Origin of the sequence: Dermabacter sp. HFH0086, from assembly GCF_000413375.1 — a bacterium.
Classification (GTDB): Bacteria; Actinomycetota; Actinomycetes; order Actinomycetales; family Dermabacteraceae; genus Dermabacter; species Dermabacter hominis.
Genome location: NZ_KE340308.1, coordinates 598,429 through 617,224 on the forward strand (window position 1 = coordinate 598,429; position 18,796 = coordinate 617,224).

Here is an 18,796-nt window from a genome sequence, read left to right on the forward strand (position 1 = left end):
GCATCATCGCCCGCATCAACTCACGTTGTGAGGTGTTCGATCAAGATCTTGGCGCCCAGAGCGATGAGGACAAGGCCGCCCGCTACCGCGGCGGGAGTTCGGAATCGGGCCCCGACACGATGACCAATGATGACCGCAACGAACGACAGGGCGAAGGTGACGAGGGCGATGATCGCAGCCGCCTCAACGATGTTGACGGCGAGCATCGCGAAGGACACGCCGATCGCGGCGGCGTCGACGCTCGTGCCGATGCCCAGAAGAAGAAGTGTTTTGAGGTTGATCGCCGCTTGCTCGCCGCTAGCGTCTTCCTCCTCGACCACGAAAGCCTCACGGATCATGTGCGCGCCGATGAGCGCGAGCAGCGCGAAGGCGATCCAGTGGTCGATGGGGGCGAGCACCTGGGAGAACTGGGATGCGAGTGCCCACCCGAGCACGGGCATGAGGCCCTGAAACGCCCCGAACACGACGGCGATGAGGAGCGCCACGCGGTAGGACAACTGGCGCATGTGCACACCCTGCGTGAGAGCGGCGGCGAAGGCATCGGCGGCAAGCCCGACGCCCACGAGCAGGAGTGCGATGATGTCCACGTCTGTCAACACTTTCGCCTCGACATGCGGTGTGTCTAGAGGAAAACGAAAGTGAGGACGTCCAAACAATTTGACGGAGAATAGCGCGCGGGCGATTCTTGACACGGGCCGTAGGGCCCTTCGCCGCCCGCCCACGAGAGGCTCACCCCGCATGAACGCCACGCCCGAACCAACCAGGGTCACCGAGGACTACCTCGCCGTCATCTGGAAGGCGAGCGAGTGGCCCGACGACGGGCACACCCCCGCAACGAGTGCGATCGCCTCCGCACTCGGGGTTTCGCTCTCGACGGTGTCAGCGCAGCTCAAACGCCTCGCGACCGACGGCCTTATCGACTACCACCCCTACGGCGCGATCGCCCTCACCGCCGAGGGCGAGACGATCGCGCGTCAGGTCGTGCGGCGACACCGGATCCTCGAAACCTTCCTCGTCGACCACCTCGGCCTCGCGTGGGACGAGGTTCACGAGGAGGCAGACAAGCTCGAGCACGCGACAAGCGACCGACTGATTGGGCGCATGGACGACATGCTCGGGCACCCCGCAGTCGACCCCCACGGCGATCCGATCCCGTGCGATATTCACGATGCGCCCGACCCCGGCGTTCCGCTCACGCGCTGCGAACGGGGCGAGAGCGTAGTTATTTCACGCGTCTCCGACGAAAACCCGGACATCCTTCGCTACTGCGCGAAGCGCACGCTCGCCCCGGGCACCCGAATCACGATCCTCGAGGAAATGGATTCGACGGGCCTCATGAGCATCGAAGGTGGCGGGCAGCGCGTCGAGTTGAGCGCTCAGATCGCGAACGCGATCAGGGCGGTTCCCGAATCCGCTTAGGCGCGCAACCCGCGCACTTCGGCTCGCGCTACCAGTCGCGCGACGAGCTTCGCCCTGTTCCTTTCGGAAATCGGGCGCCCGCTGAGGTGGTTATACACCCAAAGCCCAGCACTGAGAACGTGATCCTCAAGTCGCTCTAAGTCGTCGTCGCTCTCGACATCCTCACTCGGGTTGAGAAGCCAGCGTTCATCAATCTCGTCCCAAGCCCGCTCATGGTCACGGTGGCTCAGCGCCTGGATATTGAGAAGAATTTCTACGAGGGGCTCTTCGCGCTCGAGGGCGACTACAAGGGCACGCTCGCGTTCGGCCGGCGTGAGGTCTTCGGGGGCCTTCCCGCCGCTCACGCGGGTGACCTCACGCTCCCACAGTTTCGCGGCGTAGTGGTGAAGATCGACGAGGAGATCGTGACGAGAAGGGAAGTGATAGATGAGGCCCGACTTCGACATACCTGTGGCTGCCGCGAGCGAATCGAAGGTAAGGCCGTCAACGCAACCGGTCTCGGTGACGAGGTGGTACGCCACCTTAAGGGCGTACTCTTTCTTGCTGGATCTGGGCACGGGGGTCCTAGGGGGAAAGGTTCAGCATTGAGGGGATGACAATAAAGTAACAGTGTTCTGCACCGATAAAGGCTAGGAACTACCTAACGCGAGGTATGACACATTTCTTACAAACGTAAGCCAGCGCTCTTTACATCTGTAAATCAGTGCTTTATGTTTGACCCGGTCGAAAAGACTGACACCTGTAAGAAAGAGCAGAGTCGAGGCCCCATGTCTGTCCTGTATGCCGCACGGCGTGCCCTCAGCCATCACGTCGAGGAGACGCCGACCGATCCGCGTGCTCAAAAATCGCGCGAATCGCTCGTCCGCGTCATGGTCGACGCCCTCGACGAAAACCCGCAGCCCCCGAGCGTCTCCGAACTTGTTCGACGCGCCGGCGCGAGCCGCCCCACCTTCTACCAGCACTTCGGGGACATTCCCACGCTCATGCACGCCGCGGCTATGGCTCGCCTCGAAGAGGCCTTCGCGACGCTCCCCCAGCAGGCGTCGGACAACCCCGACCACCCCGAAAACTGGACCCGCTTCGCAGCCGAAAGCTTTACGGCGCTCTTCACGCACCTGAGCGAGAACCGCACGTTTTACCTCGCGGTTCTCGACGGCCCGAGCGGGCGCGCCGCCGAAAGCGAACTCACGCGCTTCCTTGCAGGGCGCATGCTAGGCATCGGCACGCTCCGCGACGCACTGACCCGTCTCACCGGTCCCCGCGCCGCGCGCTACGCCGAGTTCCTCTCGGCGGGTCTCATTTCGCAAGCCACCAAGGACCTCCGCGACGACCTCCCGGTCTCAGCGATGGTCGAAACGACAACCGACTTCCTCGCGGCCGCGACTGGCCACAAGGCCGCCTAAGGAGAACGTTTTATGTCACAGAACAATCTGAAGGCCATGCGCACGGCCAAGGCCAATTCCATCGCGCGACGCCTCCGCAGTTCCGGAAACAGCCTTTCCATCATTCGCGTCATGATCCTCGTGATCGGCGTTTCGCTCGTTCCGCTCGTTTACGCGGCACTTCTCACGTGGTCTAACGTCGACCCCATCAACAGGCTCCACCAGGTGCCCGCCGCCGTCGTCAACCTCGACAAGGGCAACACCGACCCCGACCTCGACCTCGGCGACGAGCTGACCGATGAACTCCTCGATTCGACCTCGAACAACAACCTCGACTGGACGGAAATGTCCGAGTCGCGCGCCAACAAGGCGCTCCAGGACGGCGAGATCTACGCGGTCTTGAGAATCCCCGAGAACTTCAGCACCAACGTCGCCTCTGTTGGAAACGACGACCCCTCGACGGCCGCGAAAGCCGAACTCTCAATCACGACCAACGACGCGAAAAATATGATCTCGGGCAACCTCGCCCAGAGCATCCTCACGAAGGTCACGGATTCGCTCAACGAAAAGGTGAGCGACGAGTACCTCCACAACATCTACGCGGGCTTCAACGATATGCACGACTCGCTCTCGGATGCCGAGGACGGCGCCGGGCAGCTCGCCGACGGCTCTTCTGACGCAAAAGACGGCGCCGACAAGCTCGCCGACGGCACCGCGAACGCGAAGGATGGTTCCGGTCAGCTCGTGGACGGAACGGCTGCAGCGAAGGACGGCACTGCCCAGCTTGCCGACGGCACCACGACCGCGAAAGACGGCTCCGGCAAGCTCGTCGTGGGTCTCGGCGACCTCAAGGACGGCACCGTCACCCTCGCGAACGGCGCGAACACCCTCGCGAATGGCACAACTCAGCTCAAGGATGCGACGGGGCGCGCCGCGGTTGGCGCAGGCGATCTCGCGAACGGCGTGGGCCGGCTGGATTCGGCCGCGGGTCAACTTTCCGACGGTGCCTCGCAGGTCAACAACGGCGCGATTCGCCTGCGTGACGGCCTCACGGACGCCCAGGATGGCTCCGCGAAACTTGCCGAGGGCTTGAACGAACTGAACTCAAAGACTTCGATCCTCCCCGGAGCGGTCGCGGAGCTCAAGAAGGGCTCGGCGGCCCTCGCCGATGGCTCCGAGCTCATCGCCGAACGCATGGAGGACCTGAGCGATCGTGGGCCCGCGATCGTTGATGACCTGCACAAGGTCAAGGACAAGACTCGCGGCGCGCACGACGAGGCCGTCGAACTCAAGAAACTCACGGTCGAAGACGTCGAGGGCACCGAAGACTACACGGAATCGCTCGCGGACATTCAAGAACACTGGGACGAGATGGATCCCGAGCAGCAAAAGCTCGCGATCGATGGTCTCAAGAGCGGCGCCGATCAGATTGCGGAACGCTCTCGCAAGATCAACGCTGGCGTGAGCGACCTCGACCTCAAGATCATCGTTCCCCTCGACGTTGCCGCGCACGCACTCGATAACAAGGTCAACGAACTTCCCGCACTCTTCGACCACGCGGCTGAGAAGTCCCGAGAAGTCGCCGACAAATTCAAGAGACTCGACGACGGAGTAGGCGAGCTCGACGCGAAATCGACCGAGCTCGTGGATGGCATCAACCAGCTCGCGACCGGCGCAAACACGCTCGATGACGGCCTCGGGAAGCTCTCGAATGGTGCCGGCGACCTGACAAACGGCACGGGTCGTTTGGCGGATGGCACGAGCCAACTCAAGGACGGAACGGGCACGGCGTACGCGGGCGCTTCGACCCTCGCCGACGGCGCCTCGAAGCTCGACGCCGCGAGCGGAAAACTCAACGACGGCGCACAGCGCCTCGCGACGGGCTCGAGTGACCTCACAACCGGCGCAGGCAAGCTTCAGGACGGCGCCATAAAGCTCGATGGCGGCATCGGCAAGCTCAACGATGGCGCCGTGAAGCTCCACGACGGCTCCATAAAACTCAATGACGGCGCCGTGAAGCTCAACGATGGCCTCGGCAAACTCAATGACGGCGCGACCGAACTCGGCGGCGGCCTCGGCAAACTCAAGGACGGCGCGAATGAGCTCCACGACGGCCTTGCCGATGGTGTCGAGCAAGTACCGAATTACTCCACGTCTGAGAAGGATCATCTCGCGAGCGTTGCCTCTCAGCAGGTAGACCTGTCGAAGCACCGCCTGCACGAGGTTGAAAGCTACGGCTACGGCCTTGGCCCGTACTTCATGACGCTTTCGCTATGGATCGGCGCGCTCGCGTTCTTCCTGGTGTTCCCGGCCCTGAGCGGTCGCCGCGTGGGCAGCAACATGCCTGCCGCAATGGTCGCCCTCGCGAGCTACCTTCCGGGTGCCTTGGTGAGCGTGCTTCAGTCGGTGCTCATGGTTTCGACCGTGCACTTCCTCGTGGGGATCGACATGATGCGTCTTGGCCAGGCGTTCCTTATTTCGTTCATCGCCTCGCTCACGTTCATGGCTCTCAACCAGGCACTCGTCGCGTGCTTTGGCCCCGTGGGGCGCTTCATGTCGCTCATCTTCACGGTGCTTCAGCTCGCGTCGGCGGGTGCTACGTACCCGATTGAGACGACTCCGAAGTTCTTCCAGATCATCAGCCCGTACTTGCCCTTCACGTCGGTCGTGAACGCACTGAGGGTCGCGATCGCGGGCGGCTCGATCAACTTCGCCCACCTCATTTGGATCATGGTTGCCTATTCGGCGGTCGCCTTCGTGATGCTCTTGTTCGGTATCCGTGCGAAGCGCCGGGTGGAGAAAATCAAGAAGAAGCTTCACGACCGTGTCGAGAACGCGGCTCAGGACGAAGCGTCGACTGGAGAGGGTGCAGAAGGCGCTGAGGAGTCCGACGGTTCTTCGGATACGGAGGATGCTCCGCAGCCCGGTGATGCTGAGGGCGCCGAGGACACGGAGGACACCGAGGAGTCCGCGGTTGCTGAAGAGCAGCAGGACGCTGGCGAGGCGGCCGAATCCGAAACGCCCGAGAGCGGTGAGGGTTCGGCACCCGGGGAGAAGGCCTGACGGGCACCGGGCGCGAGTTATCCACAATCGAGGGTCCGACGACTGCCAAGGCTCACCTGTTTCCGTAGGATCGAGGCATGACGCTTCCCTCCCATCCGTTTCAGGTCAACCTTCACGCGGTCGTCGAGCTTCTGAGCACGCACATCTACTCGAATCCGCGCGTGTTCCTGCGCGAGCTCATTCAGAACGCTCGCGATGCGATCATGACGCGCATCGAGGCGGGCACGCTGACCCTCGATGATGCCCTCATCCAGGTGACGCCCGTGGGCCCCGAATCTGGCGAGCTCGTTGTCACCGATAACGGCGCGGGCATGCACCGCGAGGAAATGGCGGAGCTCCTCTCGACCGTCGGCCAATCGAGCAAGCGGGACATTTTCGACTTGCCTCGCACGGATCGGCTGGGGCAGTTCGGCATCGGGCTGCTGAGCTGCTTCATGGTGAGCGATGAAATCGTGGTCGAGACCCGCCCCGCCTCCGGTGGGGAGGCGAGCCGTTGGGTGGGCCGCAGCGACGGCACGTTCACGCTCGAATCTCTCGAGGGTTCGGCCGGCTCTCACGTTGCAGTCGGCACGAGCGTGCGGCTCACCCCCCGGCCGGATGCTCGCGAGCTCACGTCATACGTTCGCGTGTGGGAGCTCGCGACCACGTTCGCGGAGTTCCTCCCCGTGACGCTCGAGGTCTGCGGGCCGCGTGGAACCGAGCGTTTCGTCAACCGCACCCCGTTTTTTACCCGTCACCTCTCCCCCGGGGTGCTCCCCTCGGCGGCAGATGCTCCCGTGGAGGGCAGCGAAGATGACCTTCACGCTTGGGCCCTCGAGCGGGATCTCGAGCACCTCGCCGAGTACGGAACTGAACTTCTCGGTGCACAACCCCTCGACATAATCGACATTTCCGTTCCCGAAACGGGCACGCGAGGAACCGCTTTCGTTCTTCCGGCCTCCCCCTCTCCAGGCGCGCGGCAGGCCACGCGCGCCTACATGGGCGGGCTTCTCGTCTCCGAAGCCCTCCCCGATCTCCTGCCCGAATGGGCATTTTTCGTGCGAGTCGTTCTCGATTCCACGGGGCTCACCCCCACCGCCTCGCGCGAAGGTTTCGTCAACGATGAGGCGCTCGCGGTCACGAAGCGCGCGATTGCCTCGACCTTGCGGTCCTGGATCCTCTCGCTTGCTGAGAGCGATCCGCGCGGCCTCCAGCGTTTCCTTGCCATTCACGACTTGGCCCTGCGCTCCCTCGCCGTTCACGATGTGGAGCTCGCGCGGATCGTGCTGCCTCATTTCACGTTCGAGACGAACCAGGGGCGCATGCTCGTGAGCGAGATCGTCGAGGCGAACCCGCGTGTGCGCTACGCCGAAACAACGGAGGAATTCCGCCAGCTCGCGGGCGTAGTCCCGAGCGACCAGGTCGTCGTCAATGCCGGCTACGTGTACGAAAAAGACCTCATGCGGATGCTCGGCGAGACTATTGCGTCCGCGAGCGCCGCGCCCATCACCCTTGGCGATGTGATTGCGCAGTTCGGGGCGGTGTTCGGTCCAGACAAAGAGGCCGCCGAACGCGTGCGCGCATTCGCCGAAACCGCGCTGTTTGGGCTCGATTGCGACGTCCAGGTGCGCGCATTTACTCCCGAGGATGTCCCGGCCCTCTACGTCGTTGATCCCGATGTTTTGAGGAGCATGGAGCTGCGCCGCCTTGAGGAATCGACGAGCGGCTTCTGGGGCGACCTCATGCGTGAGGTCACGGCCTCCTCACCGGAAACGGAGCGTGCGCCGGAAGGCCCAGACTCGAGCCTGCCCACCCTTGCCACACTCGTTCTCAACTGGAATAGCCCCCTCGTGAAAATGCTCGCGGGCATCGAGAGCGAGGATCAGGTGGTGGCCTCGCGAACGGTGCGGCTCATCTACGTGCAGGCGATGCTCGCGGGGCACAACCCGCTGCGGCCCGCGGATCGCGCGATCCTCAACGAGTCCCTTTCCGACATGCTCGCGCTTTCCACGAATCTCATGCGGCGCGATCTCTCGATCGAGGATTTTCTCGAACCGGGCGAAGGCACCGAAAGTTAGGCTGGGACCATGCGTGAACTCCAAGCATCGATTATCAACGAGATGGGCGTGAAGCCCCAGATCGACCCTGCGGCAGAGGTCGAGCGCCGCGTCGCTTTCCTGACCGAGTACCTGCGTTCGACCGGCGCGAACGGCTTTGTGCTCGGCATTAGCGGCGGCGTCGATTCGACTCTCGCGGGCCGCCTCGCTCAGCTCGCGGTTCAGAAGGTGCGTGCCGAGGGCGGCGACGCTCATTTCGTCGCGGTGCGCCTTCCACACGGGGTGCAGCACGATGAGGCCGATGCGGCCGCGGCAATGGCGTGGATCGGCGCGGACCGCGAGATGACCATCAACATCAAGGGCGCTGCGGATGCACTTCGCCACGAGTTTGCGTCTGCGGCGGGGCATGAGACAAGCGATTTCAACGCGGGCAACATCAAGGCGCGCCTGCGCATGGTCGCTCAGTACGCGATCGGCGGTGACGAAGGGCTCCTCGTGATCGGCACGGATCACGCCGCCGAGTCCACGGTCGGGTTCTTTACGAAGTTTGGCGACGGTGGCGCGGACATCCTCCCTCTCTACGGGCTCAACAAGCGCCAGATCCGCTCGCTTCTCGAACATCTGGGCGCACCGGATCCGCTCTGGACCAAGGTGCCGACCGCCGACCTGCTCGATGGCAACCCCGGGCGCACGGACGAGGACGAGCTCGGCGTGAGCTACGACGACATCGACGACTACCTCGAAGGCCGAGACATCCCCGCGCCCTCCGCAGAGAACATTGAGCGCCGCTATCTCTCGTCGCGACACAAGCGCACAACGCCCGTGACCATCACCGACACGTGGTGGAAGGGCACCCCGGAGTCGCGATGAGCGAAACAGAGACCGTCGAAAGCCTCGCGCGCCGCTTCGACTCCCCTGCGCCGATGCCGCCGCGGGAGCGGTGGGAGATCGGCAAGCGCGCCGAGCGACTCGCAGAGGAGCGAGGCGATAAGCGAGCCCTCTACGAGATCCGCATGCGGCTCGTAGGTTTCGCCTTCCAGGCAGCCGAGGCCACGGAGCAGCTCACGCTGTTCCTGTGGTGCGCGCACATGCACGATTCCGATCCCTCTCGCTACCCCGTGCGTCCTCTCGAGACTCAGCCGGACGTCGACCTCCTGTGGTGGTACAAGTGGCTCACGGTCATGCTTCTGAGCTACCCCCAGTACTCGCTTTCCCAGGTGCGTTCCGCGCTCGACATGATGCGCGCCGCCTATCAACGCGAAGGAGCCGGGGAAGCCGGAATCCTGTGGGCTGAACTCTCTTTCGCGCTCGAGACGGGCAATGTCGACGAAGCCCGCGAGGTTCTCACTCGCATCAAGGCGTGCCCTCCCGACGAATACTCCAATTGCGACGCGTGCGCGAGGGCGCAGGAAGCCACGATTTTGTGGCAGATCGACGAGCCGGAGGCAGCGCTTCGCCTCGTGGACGAAATCCTCGACCGGGGCTACGAGTGCGCGGAAGAGCCCCAGTCGATCGCCTCGGAGGCGTTGTTCGCGTTCGCGCGCGCCGGGAGGCTTCCCGAGGCCGCGGCACTCGCGGAGTTTTCCTACCCGCTGATCATGTCCTCACCGATGCATCTCAGCCACCAGATCGACCACATGCTGTTCCTTCTCGCGACGGGCAATGTGCGCATGGCGGCGATGCTCTTCGTGCGCCACTTGCCGAACGTACGCCACGAGGGCCTCGCCCCGAGCATGTACCTTGCGGCGCTCAAGCAGCTGATCGTGGTGGCGAGCGAGCTTACGCGCGCCGGGTACGGCGCGATGGCGATCAAGGGCCTCAACGGCGAAGACACAACCGTCGAGGAGTTCATTGAAGCGGCGCGCAGCACGGCGCTTCCCCTTGCCGAAGCGTTCGATAAGCGCGATGGCACGAATGACCGCGCCACCTCGGTCACCGAGGCGGGCCACACTCCGCTCGAGCGCTTCGCGTTCGAGCTCGGCGGCTGAATCGATCCTCGGGAAAGCGGCTCACGTCCCGCAAAAGCTCGTGAAGAATCGAGCGTTGGGCGGTGGCGCCTCGAGGTCCTCGAATCCGTCGCGGCGTGTCCACGGCTCGCGAATCGCGGCAAGGAGGCGCTCGAATTTTCCCCGCTCGCCGCGCTCGACGTCGCGCAGTGCTGCCTCGACGTGGTGGTTGCGGGGAATGTAGATCGGGTTCGTCTCGCGCATGAGCGCCTCCGCGCGCTCGAGGCTCGTTCCCCCGCGCGAGCGAAGCTCCTCGAGTTCAGCTCGCCACGCACTGCCCGCGGCAAACTCTCCGTCGATGCTTTTTCCTTCGGCGAGGGCCCTGAAAAACAGGGTGAAGTCCATGTGCTCGCGCTCGAGGGACTCGAGGGTGTTCGCAACGAACTGCGCCAACGCGGCGTCCGGTTCCGCCTCAATTCCGAGCTTTCGCGCGAACACTCGCGTGAAGGCAGCGCGGTACTCCTCCTCAAACTCCGCTAGTACCGCACTCGCGTCGTCGATCGCGCGCTGCGGATCCGGGTCGATGAGGTCGAGCAGGACTTCGGCGAAGCGCGCGAGGTTCCACTGCGTAATGGCCGGCTGCTGGCCGTAGGCGTAGCGGCCGCCGGTGTCGATCGAGCTGAAGCACGCCCCGGCCTCGTACCGATCGAGGAAGGCACACGGCCCAAAGTCGATCGATTCGCCCGCAACGCTGACGTTGTCGGTATTGAGAACGCCGTGCACGAACCCCACCCCCATCCACTGGGCCACGAGCCGCGCCTGGCGCGCTGCGACGCCGCGAAGGAGAGCAAGGGCAGGCCGCCGGCGAGCGTCGGCACTCTCTTCCCATCCGGGGTAGTGCCGATCGAGGACGAATCGTACGAGCGTGTCGCGCGTATCCGCCGCGATTGATCCCTGATCGCCCGCGACCCTCGCGAACTGGAAGGTGCCCACGCGAACGTGGCTTGCAGCCGTGCGCACGAGGATCCCCGCAGGTTCCGGCTCGGGTGCGCGGCGCCTGATCCGCTCCCCCGTCTCGAGAACCGCGAGCGCGCGGCTCGTGGGAATGCCGAGGGCGTCAAGCGCCTCCGAGATGAGGTATTCGCGATACATCGCGCTGAGCGGCGCCTTGCCGTCCGATCCAGGACGCGAGAACAGCGTGAGCCCGCTGCCCTTGAGGTGCACGTCCACGATCGCATCGCCGCAGGTCAGCTCGCCCATGAGGTGAGCGCGGCCGTCGCCGAGGACGGGCGAGAAGGTGCCAAACTGGTGGCCCGAATACGCCATGGCGTGCGCGCTGTTCGCATTCGCAAAGCTGCGCGCGAGGCCCTCGACCGCCTCAATTTCCGCCCCGGAATCAATCCCGAGCTCCCTCGCGAGCGGCGCATTCGCGGCCCCCACGCGCGTATCGGTGGGGATGCTGGGCGCGCACTCGCGCACGAGATCGGGAAACTCGCGCGCGAACTCGGTGGTCAGTGGCGGAAACTGGGAAGGCACACCACCACGCTACAGGGTCCGTTCCGACGCTTGCTCACCTAGCGTCGCACCCACATCCGTGAGCGCTTGACCACTACACTTTCGGTATGCCGCGCTTTTCTCGCGCCGACGTCTATCGGCGCCAATACAAAGCGATCGTCGCCATCTTCGCCGCGTCCTGCATGCTCGTCTCGATTGGCACGCTCGTGAGCACCATTGCGGCCGGGCAACCGTCGGACCAACGGGCGGTCCCCGCCGCCCCCGCACCCGTGAAGGCGCGCGTGATGACCATCCCGGACACCCCCGCGGATGCCTCCGCTCTCACAAATCTGCCGCGCGGGGTGGATCTGCGCGAGGGCGAAAGCCTCGGCATCGATGTGTCCTCGCACCAAAAGACGATTGACTGGGGCGATGTCGCCGATGCGGGCGTGAGCTTTGCGTACATCAAGGCGACCGAGGGCACCGGCTATACCGACCCGAAGTTTGCCGCGAACTGGGAGGGCGCCACGAAAAACGGCATCACCCCGGGCGCCTACCACTACTTCACGCTGTGCTCCCCCGGCGCGGACCAGGCACGCGATTTCTTGAAGGCAGCCCCGCCGGATTCGGTTGCGCTTCCACCCGCCCTCGACCTCGAGTTTGATGGCGCGTGCGACGAACGCCCCGAGGCGCAGCACGCAAACGCGGAGGTCGCTGACTTCGTGAGCATTGTCGAAAAGGCGTGGGGGCGAAAGCTCGTGATCTACTCGAGTGCCGAGTGGCGGCGCCACTACGATCTCCCGCACGCCGAAGGCCGCCCAACCTGGCTTTTTTCCGGGTCGTCGCGACCCGAGGAGGATCGCTGGGCGGTATGGCAGCTGCGGTTTGACGGCACAGTCGACGGAATTTCCACGAAGGTCGATATTGACGTAATTCGGCCAGCGCATCTCAGAGGAGATTAAAAGATGACGAGGCGCATCAGCGTCGTACTTTTTGACGGCTTCGAGCTTCTTGACGTCTGCGGGCCGGTTGAGCTTTTGAGCCACGTCGAGGGCATCACGCTCGACTTTGTGGGGCCCGAGGCGGGTCTCGTCTCGAGCGCGCAGGGCCTTCGCGTGGAGTGTGGCCGTTCGTTTCGGGAGCTCTCCAAGGAGCCGATCGACATCCTTCTCGTCCCGGGAGGGCCCGGCACGCGAACGCTCGTCGACGATGCGCCGTTTCTCGCGTGGCTGACCGAGGCCGGCGCGCGTGCCCGGCTCCTCGCGTCCGTGTGCACTGGCTCGGCGCTCCTCGCTGCGGCCGGGCTGCTCGAAGGCTACCGCGCAACGAGCAATAAAGCCGCGTTCGAGTGGGCGCGCACCTTCGGTCAGACGGTTGCCTGGCAGAGGGAGGCTCGCTGGGTTGAGGATCGCGATCGGTGGACGTCCTCGGGCGTTGCCGCGGGCATGGACATGACGGCCGCGCTCATCGCCTCGCTTTGCGGAGCCGAGGCACGTGATCGGGCCCTTGCGAAGGCCGAATACACGGCCACCACCGATAGCGATTCGGATCCCTTCGCCGCCGCGCTCCCTCTGCCCTGAGGGCGTGCACAGCGGGGCGGCAGGCCCTCACAACTGGCGGAGGCGGTGCCAGCGAGAGACCCAGTTTTCGACATCGACGAGAGGCACGAGAAGCGGAGGTTCCTCGCTTGAGGCGGGCCGCAGCGAAGCGTCACGGACCGCCGCGCTGTTTTCGCGGCGCGCCCGAGCGTTGTAGTCCTCGAGGTATTCGCGCACCGCGTCTTGCGATGGGAGCGAGCGAAGAGTGTGCGCGAGCATATCGTGTTCCTTGCGCAGCACCACAGTGGCGGGCAGTAGCGCCTCGCGATCGAATTCGCCGGAGGAAATGCGCGATTTAATCCACCAGTCGGGATCGTGCACGTCCGGAAGCTCGAGCTGCGCACCCGCGAGGGGAAGGTTGTCAAAAACGCCGGCAGCGGCGGCCCGATCGGCAGCCGTCGGAATGAACCCCGCGCCCTCCCCCATGGCACCGAGCCATGCGTTTGTGTGGGAGCCCGAGGGTGTCTCCTCACTCATGCTGCTCAACCCCTCACCCGAGTACACGCGTGCAGATACGCGAAAGCCCCTCCCGTAGGAGGGGCCCGCATGGGGTGCGCAAGGGGGGACTTGAACCCCCACGCCCGCAAAGGCACACGGACCTGAACCGTGCGCGTCTACCAATTCCGCCACTTGCGCGGGAACTTCGACACCGGGTTTCACGGCACACCGAGATCGAAGCGCTCCCTAATATAGCCCCACCGCCTCGCGCGCGCGAATCCGCGCACGGGCCGGGTGGGCAACGCCACGGGGTGAACTAGTCGTCGGTAGGCACCTGTGTCACGACGAGCACGCCCGAATCCTGAGAATTGAGGATCGTCGCTGCGATGACCGTGGCCTCTGCCTTGCCCCATTCCGCCTCGATCGGGCACACCTGGGAGTTGCGGCTGTCAGCGATCGACATCTCACCCGCACACTCGAACTTCGAGATGGGCATTTCGAGGGACTGCATCGCCTTGAGCGCCTTTTCGGACACAGTTGCGCCGTCCACGGGAGAATCGACGGCCCACATGTCACCGATGCCGTAGGCAAGAACCTCAGTTCCGGGTTCGGTGAACTTCGCGCTGAGCGAGGCATCAAAGTCGTTGTCAAAGGCGACGAGAAGGCCCGGGCCCTGCACATTCGAGAAGGTGCCGTAGGCGTAGGCCTCGCGGGTCCTGTCCCCTGTCGTCACCGTGCAGTGAGTCTTCGGCTTGCCCGCGGTGATGTCAATATCGCCATCGCACTCCACGGTTGCCTCACCGCCATCATCGAAGACGCTCGAGATGGACGTGGCAACCACGTCACGGCTAAAGGGGAAGTCGCCGATATCCGGATTGGTGTCCTCAGTGAAGTGAGCGATTATCGCGGGAGCCGCGCCCACCTTGGCTTCAGAATCGGAAGACGCGGTTGGGCTCGAGCTCTCGCTCGGCGTTGCGCTCGCATCCTCGCTCGCGCTCGGCTCCGCACTCGGCTTGTCGCTCTCTTCGGCCGAGGGGATCTGGGTGGGGCTCGGCTTCGCCGTTTCGGGTGCGTGGGTGGGGGTCTCGGTTGGCGTGGACACCTCACCGCCCGTCGCCCCGCACGAAGCGAGCACAAGCGCGGCGGCGAACGCGGCGGATGCGCCGCGGAACGTGGACCTCATCGACATGGAAAATCTCCTCTAGACATGGGCACGAGGGAAGTGTGTGCTGACATATCTTCCCGCGCCCCACGCAAAAAGTAAAGACTTTGCAAAGTGTGGAGGTTGTGAAGGAAAGCCCCACGCTCGAGCGGCAGGCGGGGTCCGACGGTGACCAGGCGCCTTACGAGGCCGCGCCGCTAAAACACCGCTCGCACACAAGGGATTCGCGCCGCGACAAGCGACAGTGCCCACGAAAGCCCGAGCACGAGCACCCATGCGCCCACGCACGCGAGCGTTCCGCTCGAGTCGAGCCCGGGCACTAGGAGGCGCACACCGATGAGCACAACGAAATGGCACAGGAACACGCCGAACGACGCATCGCCGAGGCGCCGCAACACACCCTGCACACGATCGGAAACCTCCCACTCGCGGCTCACGGCAAGAAGGCCCGCCACAAGCGCAAACGAGGCACCGACATTCAAGGGTGAGCGGTAGTTGCCGCTGACGAGCTTGCCCCATCCCTCGTTCTCAATACCGAGACCGCCACACACGCCAAGAGCCACGAGCAGCGCGATACCGAGGGCGAGCACGGCGGGCGCAAGGCGCCGTCGGACCGGGTGGGCGAACGCGACGTGACCGGCAAGGTAGTGCCCTACGTAGAAAATCCAGTAGGTGAGCACCGCCCCGGAAATCACACCCGTGGGTTGCCCGACCGCCTCAAACGCGTTCGGAGCAAGATACACAGACAAACCCCACGCGAGGCTCACACCGGTGGCAGCCCACGCACGCGCTTTCGAATGCGCAACGAACGAGCCGAGCACGGGGGTAATGATGGACAGTCCCATGATGAGCCACAGAAAGTACAGCTGCGGGGACTGATCCCCCATGAGCGCTTCCTTGCCTAGCCGCTCCGCGGTCAGGTCGCGACCCAGAACCACGCCATTGATCACAACGCCATACACGAGCGTCCACACGATGGTCGCGGGAATGAGCCGCGCGAAACGCGAACGTAGAAACGGCCATGCTCCATTGCGCATCGCCACCGGAGCGAGGTTCAGGGCGCCGGAGATCATGATGAACACGGGCACTGCAGCGTTCAGCATCGAGCGGAACACAACGAGAGCCCAGGGGGCACCTTCGGCAGTGGCGGCGGGCGCGAGACAGTGGATGCCTACGACAGCGACGATCGCCGAAATACGCACAACATCGAGCATTGGCACATAGCGCCGCTGAGGTGTCGAAGGCATGGGATCAAGGTTACGAGAAGTCGGCGCGCGCCTTTTCAGCCTCGGCAAAGCTCGCGTCGATGGCCTCAACGCTAATGCGGTGGCGGAACACGAGCACGTACGCGAGGGTCACGAGCAGCACGAACGGGATGCCCACCATGGCCGCGAGCTGCATGCGCTCAACGGCGATCACCGTCGAGAACACGAAAAGGAGGCCGGCAATGCCCGCGATCGCCGTCACCACGCCACCGGGCATGCGGAATAATTCGCGGCCGTCGCGCGTGCGGTGATAGACCACGTAGGTCACCAGGATCAAAACCCACACGATGACCGCCGAGAAGATCACGGTCGACATGATGAGGGGGAACAGACCGCCGATACCCGTCATCGCAAGCACCACGACGACGAGGATCCCGCATGCGTGCACGATGATGCCGGGCAGCGGAATGCCGCGCCTGGTCGTGCGCTCGAGCATTTGCGGGGCGAGCGAATCCGCGGCGAGCGAGTGAAGAAAGCGCGAGCCCGCATACACGTTGGCGTTTGCGGCGGACAGCGCGGTGATCACCACGATGAGGTTCGTGAGGCCCGCCGCGGCGGGAATCCCGAGTTCGTGGAACACCATGACGAACGGCGACAGGCGCACGTCACCAGCGGCACCCGAGGCTTCTTTCCACGGCACGAGCGCGACGATAATCCCGATCGCCACGACGTAAAAGAAGCTCAATCGAATCACGGTCGACTGCGCGGCCGTGCGGATCGACCGTGCGGGATCCTTCGCCTCAGCGGCCGAGATCGACAGCATCTCGATGCCGCCGAAGGAAAACATCACGAGCGCCATCGAGACCCACACACCTTTGAAGCCAAAGGGCATGAAGCCACCGTCGTTCGTCCAGTTCGAGACCCCGGCAGCAGGTGTTCCCGGGAGCCCGAAGAACACGAGACACAGCCCCACGAGAATGAAGACGACGACCGCGATGACCTTGATGCTCGAAAGCCAAAACTCGATCGTGCCGAAGCTCTTGACGCTCACCACGTTGATCGCGACGACAATCGCGCCGAGGATTGCGACCCCCGCCCACTGCGGAAGATCCGGCGCCCAGAACTGGAGATACAGGCTGCACGCATACAGTTCAGCGGCGGTCACCCCGACCGTCACGATCCAGTAGAGCCACCGCACGAGGTATCCCCAAAAAGGCGAGAGATAGCGCGCGGCGAGTGTGCCAAATCCGCCCTGGACGGGGTGACGCGAGGCCATCTCGCCCATCGCGAGGGCGATGGTCATGGCAATGGCGGAGCCGATCGCAAAGCTGATGATCACGGCGGGACCGGCCACGGCGATCGCATCTCCGGAACCGAGGAAAAGGCCTGTGCCGAGCGCGGAACCCATCGCGATCATGGCCATCTGCCGATGCGTGAGCGATCGGGAAAGGTGGCCGTGTTCGTGGGGATCGCTGGCTGTAGACGGGTGTGAGGATGGGGAGGTCATTGCATAAATGTATTCAATTTTTTGGCAGGGCGCGCGAAAGACCACCAGATGACACGAAAAAGCGGCGGGTGTGGGCCCGCCGCTTCCTCGTTCGCTCTCATTCGAGCGTTTACGCTATGCCGTTCAGGCGCGCGCACCCTTCGCGGCAACGACCTGGACAACGAGGTTTGCGTAAACCTCTTCGTGCAGGCGCACCGTCACGGTGTACTCGCCGAGCGACTTGATCGGCGCGGTGAACTCGACCTTGCGGCGATCGATCTCGCGATCGAAGCCAGCCTTAACGGCCTCGGCAACCTCGGCGGCGGTCACGGCGCCGAAGAGGCGGCCGTTCTGGCCCGCACGCTCGGCCACGACGACCGGCTTGGTCTGGAGGAGGTCACGCAGTGCCTGCGCATCCTCGAGCGACGCCACGGCGCGCTTCGAGTTTGCGGCAGCCATCTGCTCGAGCTGGCGCTCAGCGCCCTTGGTCCACGGCGTGGCAAGGCCGCGCGGCAGAAGGTAGTTGCGCGCGTAGCCGGCCTTGACCTCGACGACATCGCCGGGGCCGCCGAGCTTGGAAACCTCGTTGGTGAGGATGAGCTTGGTAGTAGCCATTTTTCTCTATCCTTCCTTGGCTCAGCGACCGGAGGTCGAGTAGGGAAGGAGGGCGATCTCGCGGGCGTTCTTGACGGCCTTCGCGATCTTGCGCTGCTCCTGGACACTGACGCCGGTCACGCGGCGTGCACGGATCTTTCCGCGATCCGAAATGAACTTACGCAGAACCGCGGGGTCCTTGTAGTCGATGTTCTCGATACCGGCGCTCTTGAGCGGGTTCTGCTTCTTCTTGGGCTTACGAAGCTCTGGCTTCGCCATCGTGGTGCTCCTTTGAGTGAGGGGAGCCCGGGCTTTCTACCCGGGATGGAATGGATAAATTGAGAATGTGTGCCGAGTGGCGCGGCGCGATTTAGAAGGGCGGTGGCTCTTCAGCGCCGCCGTTGCTCCAGGGGTCAACATCGGCGGGGTTCTGGCCGCCCTGCGGTCCACCCTGGGCGCCACCGCGGTTACCGCCGTAGCCTCCCTGGTTGGAGTAGCCGCCTTGGCCGCCACCATAGTTGCCGCCACCGCTGTTACCACCGTTGAAACCGCCACCGAAGTTTCCGCCGCCGCCGCGCTGAGTGCGGGTCGGCTTCGCGGTCGCGTAGCGAAGCGAAGGGCCGATCTCGTCGACCTGGAGTTCGATCGAGGTGCGGTTATTGCCTTCGCGGTCGGTGTAGGAGCGCTGCTGGAGGCGGCCCTGAACGATCACGCGGGTGCCCTTCGTGAGGGACTCGGCGACATTCTCGGCTGCATCGCGCCAGATGGAGCAGCGCAGGAAGAGAGCTTCGCCGTCCTTCCATTCGCCCGACTGACGGTCGAACGTGCGGGGGGTCGACGCGACGGTGAACGACGCGACGGGAATCCCCGAGTTCGTAAAGCGCAGCTCGGGATCGGCGGTCAGGTTTCCGACGACGGTGATGACGGTATCGTTCGCCATGACTCTCCTTCAGCTGATGGTGCGGTGTGGCGT

The 18,796-nt window shown here is 64.3% G+C and carries 18 protein-coding genes and 1 tRNA gene; 8 read left to right on the forward strand and 11 right to left on the reverse strand.

Annotated features, from left to right (window positions below; translation table 11 throughout):
- Positions 1-20: 20 nt before the first annotated feature.
- Complete coding sequence (locus tag HMPREF1484_RS02720) at positions 21-587, reverse strand: manganese efflux pump MntP family protein (protein WP_040386395.1); 567 nt, start codon at positions 585-587, stop codon at positions 21-23.
- 151 nt (positions 588-738) lie between these two features.
- Here HMPREF1484_RS02720 and HMPREF1484_RS02725 point away from each other — a divergent pair, with 151 nt between their 5' ends.
- The gene (locus HMPREF1484_RS02725) at positions 739-1,419 is read left to right on the forward strand and encodes a metal-dependent transcriptional regulator (RefSeq protein ID WP_016663492.1); all 681 of its coding nucleotides are present in this window, start codon (positions 739-741) and stop codon (positions 1,417-1,419) included.
- On the opposite strand, the gene HMPREF1484_RS02730 is transcribed toward HMPREF1484_RS02725, so the two are convergent.
- Positions 1,416-1,976 carry a TetR/AcrR family transcriptional regulator gene (locus tag HMPREF1484_RS02730; RefSeq protein ID WP_016663493.1) on the reverse strand — a complete coding sequence of 187 codons (561 nt, stop codon included), beginning with the start codon at positions 1,974-1,976 and terminating at the stop codon, positions 1,416-1,418. The two genes, HMPREF1484_RS02725 and HMPREF1484_RS02730, sit on opposite strands and share 4 nt — an antisense overlap.
- A 210-nt stretch (positions 1,977-2,186) precedes the next feature.
- On the opposite strand from HMPREF1484_RS02730, the gene HMPREF1484_RS02735 reads away from it, so the two are divergent.
- From HMPREF1484_RS02735 to HMPREF1484_RS02755, 5 genes are all read left to right on the forward strand, one after another.
- A complete protein-coding gene (locus HMPREF1484_RS02735) occupies positions 2,187-2,822 on the forward strand; it encodes a TetR/AcrR family transcriptional regulator (RefSeq protein WP_034371258.1) in 636 nt (211 codons plus the stop codon).
- Between the two features lie 12 nt (positions 2,823-2,834).
- The gene (locus tag HMPREF1484_RS02740) at positions 2,835-5,864 is read left to right on the forward strand and encodes a YhgE/Pip domain-containing protein (protein WP_016663495.1); all 3,030 of its coding nucleotides are present in this window, start codon (positions 2,835-2,837) and stop codon (positions 5,862-5,864) included.
- A gap of 77 nt (positions 5,865-5,941) precedes the next feature.
- Positions 5,942-7,921, forward strand: coding sequence for an HSP90 family protein (locus HMPREF1484_RS02745; protein ID WP_016663496.1), 1,980 nt, complete (start codon positions 5,942-5,944; stop codon positions 7,919-7,921).
- Positions 7,922-7,930: 9 nt separating this feature from the next.
- Positions 7,931-8,770, forward strand: a complete 840-nt coding sequence (gene nadE / locus HMPREF1484_RS02750) for an ammonia-dependent NAD(+) synthetase (protein ID WP_016663497.1) — start codon at positions 7,931-7,933, stop codon at positions 8,768-8,770.
- Entirely contained in the window at positions 8,767-9,888 is a 1,122-nt protein-coding gene (locus tag HMPREF1484_RS02755; RefSeq protein WP_016663498.1) for a hypothetical protein, read from the forward strand. Before nadE ends, HMPREF1484_RS02755 begins: the two co-directional genes overlap by 4 nt.
- A gap of 21 nt (positions 9,889-9,909) precedes the next feature.
- Here the strand turns inward: HMPREF1484_RS02755 and HMPREF1484_RS02760 are convergent, their stop codons facing one another.
- On the reverse strand, positions 9,910-11,382 hold the full coding sequence (locus HMPREF1484_RS02760; RefSeq protein WP_016663499.1) for a YdiU family protein: 1,473 nt from the start codon (positions 11,380-11,382) through the stop codon (positions 9,910-9,912).
- A gap of 86 nt (positions 11,383-11,468) precedes the next feature.
- On the opposite strand from HMPREF1484_RS02760, the gene HMPREF1484_RS02765 reads away from it, so the two are divergent.
- Together HMPREF1484_RS02765 and HMPREF1484_RS02770 are read left to right on the forward strand one after the other, a co-directional pair.
- Positions 11,469-12,302: a glycoside hydrolase family 25 protein gene (locus HMPREF1484_RS02765; RefSeq protein ID WP_016663500.1), complete on the forward strand. Its 834-nt coding sequence runs from the start codon at positions 11,469-11,471 to the stop codon at positions 12,300-12,302.
- A gap of 3 nt (positions 12,303-12,305) precedes the next feature.
- The gene (locus HMPREF1484_RS02770; protein WP_016663501.1) at positions 12,306-12,920 is read left to right on the forward strand and encodes a DJ-1/PfpI family protein; all 615 of its coding nucleotides are present in this window, start codon (positions 12,306-12,308) and stop codon (positions 12,918-12,920) included.
- Positions 12,921-12,947: 27 nt separating this feature from the next.
- On the opposite strand, the gene HMPREF1484_RS02775 is transcribed toward HMPREF1484_RS02770, so the two are convergent.
- From HMPREF1484_RS02775 to HMPREF1484_RS02810, 8 genes are all read right to left on the reverse strand, one after another.
- Positions 12,948-13,415, reverse strand: a complete 468-nt coding sequence (locus tag HMPREF1484_RS02775; RefSeq protein WP_016663502.1) for a DnaJ family domain-containing protein — start codon at positions 13,413-13,415, stop codon at positions 12,948-12,950.
- Positions 13,416-13,490: 75 nt separating this feature from the next.
- Positions 13,491-13,574, reverse strand: a tRNA-Leu gene (locus tag HMPREF1484_RS02780).
- Positions 13,575-13,692: 118 nt separating this feature from the next.
- Positions 13,693-14,565 (reverse strand): hypothetical protein, encoded by an 873-nt coding sequence (locus HMPREF1484_RS02785; protein WP_016663503.1) that lies wholly within the window; start codon positions 14,563-14,565, stop codon positions 13,693-13,695.
- Positions 14,566-14,735: 170 nt separating this feature from the next.
- The gene (locus HMPREF1484_RS02790) at positions 14,736-15,785 is read right to left on the reverse strand and encodes an acyltransferase (protein ID WP_081976397.1); all 1,050 of its coding nucleotides are present in this window, start codon (positions 15,783-15,785) and stop codon (positions 14,736-14,738) included.
- A gap of 10 nt (positions 15,786-15,795) precedes the next feature.
- Positions 15,796-17,250 carry an amino acid permease gene (locus HMPREF1484_RS02795; protein WP_034371283.1) on the reverse strand — a complete coding sequence of 485 codons (1,455 nt, stop codon included), beginning with the start codon at positions 17,248-17,250 and terminating at the stop codon, positions 15,796-15,798.
- Positions 17,251-17,373: 123 nt separating this feature from the next.
- Positions 17,374-17,844, reverse strand: a complete 471-nt coding sequence (rplI, locus tag HMPREF1484_RS02800; RefSeq protein WP_016663506.1) for a 50S ribosomal protein L9 — start codon at positions 17,842-17,844, stop codon at positions 17,374-17,376.
- A 21-nt stretch (positions 17,845-17,865) separates the two neighbouring features.
- Positions 17,866-18,102 (reverse strand): 30S ribosomal protein S18, encoded by a 237-nt coding sequence (gene rpsR, locus HMPREF1484_RS02805; protein ID WP_016663507.1) that lies wholly within the window; start codon positions 18,100-18,102, stop codon positions 17,866-17,868.
- A 91-nt stretch (positions 18,103-18,193) separates the two neighbouring features.
- Complete coding sequence (locus HMPREF1484_RS02810) at positions 18,194-18,763, reverse strand: single-stranded DNA-binding protein (protein ID WP_016663508.1); 570 nt, start codon at positions 18,761-18,763, stop codon at positions 18,194-18,196.
- Positions 18,764-18,796: the final 33 nt, after the last annotated feature.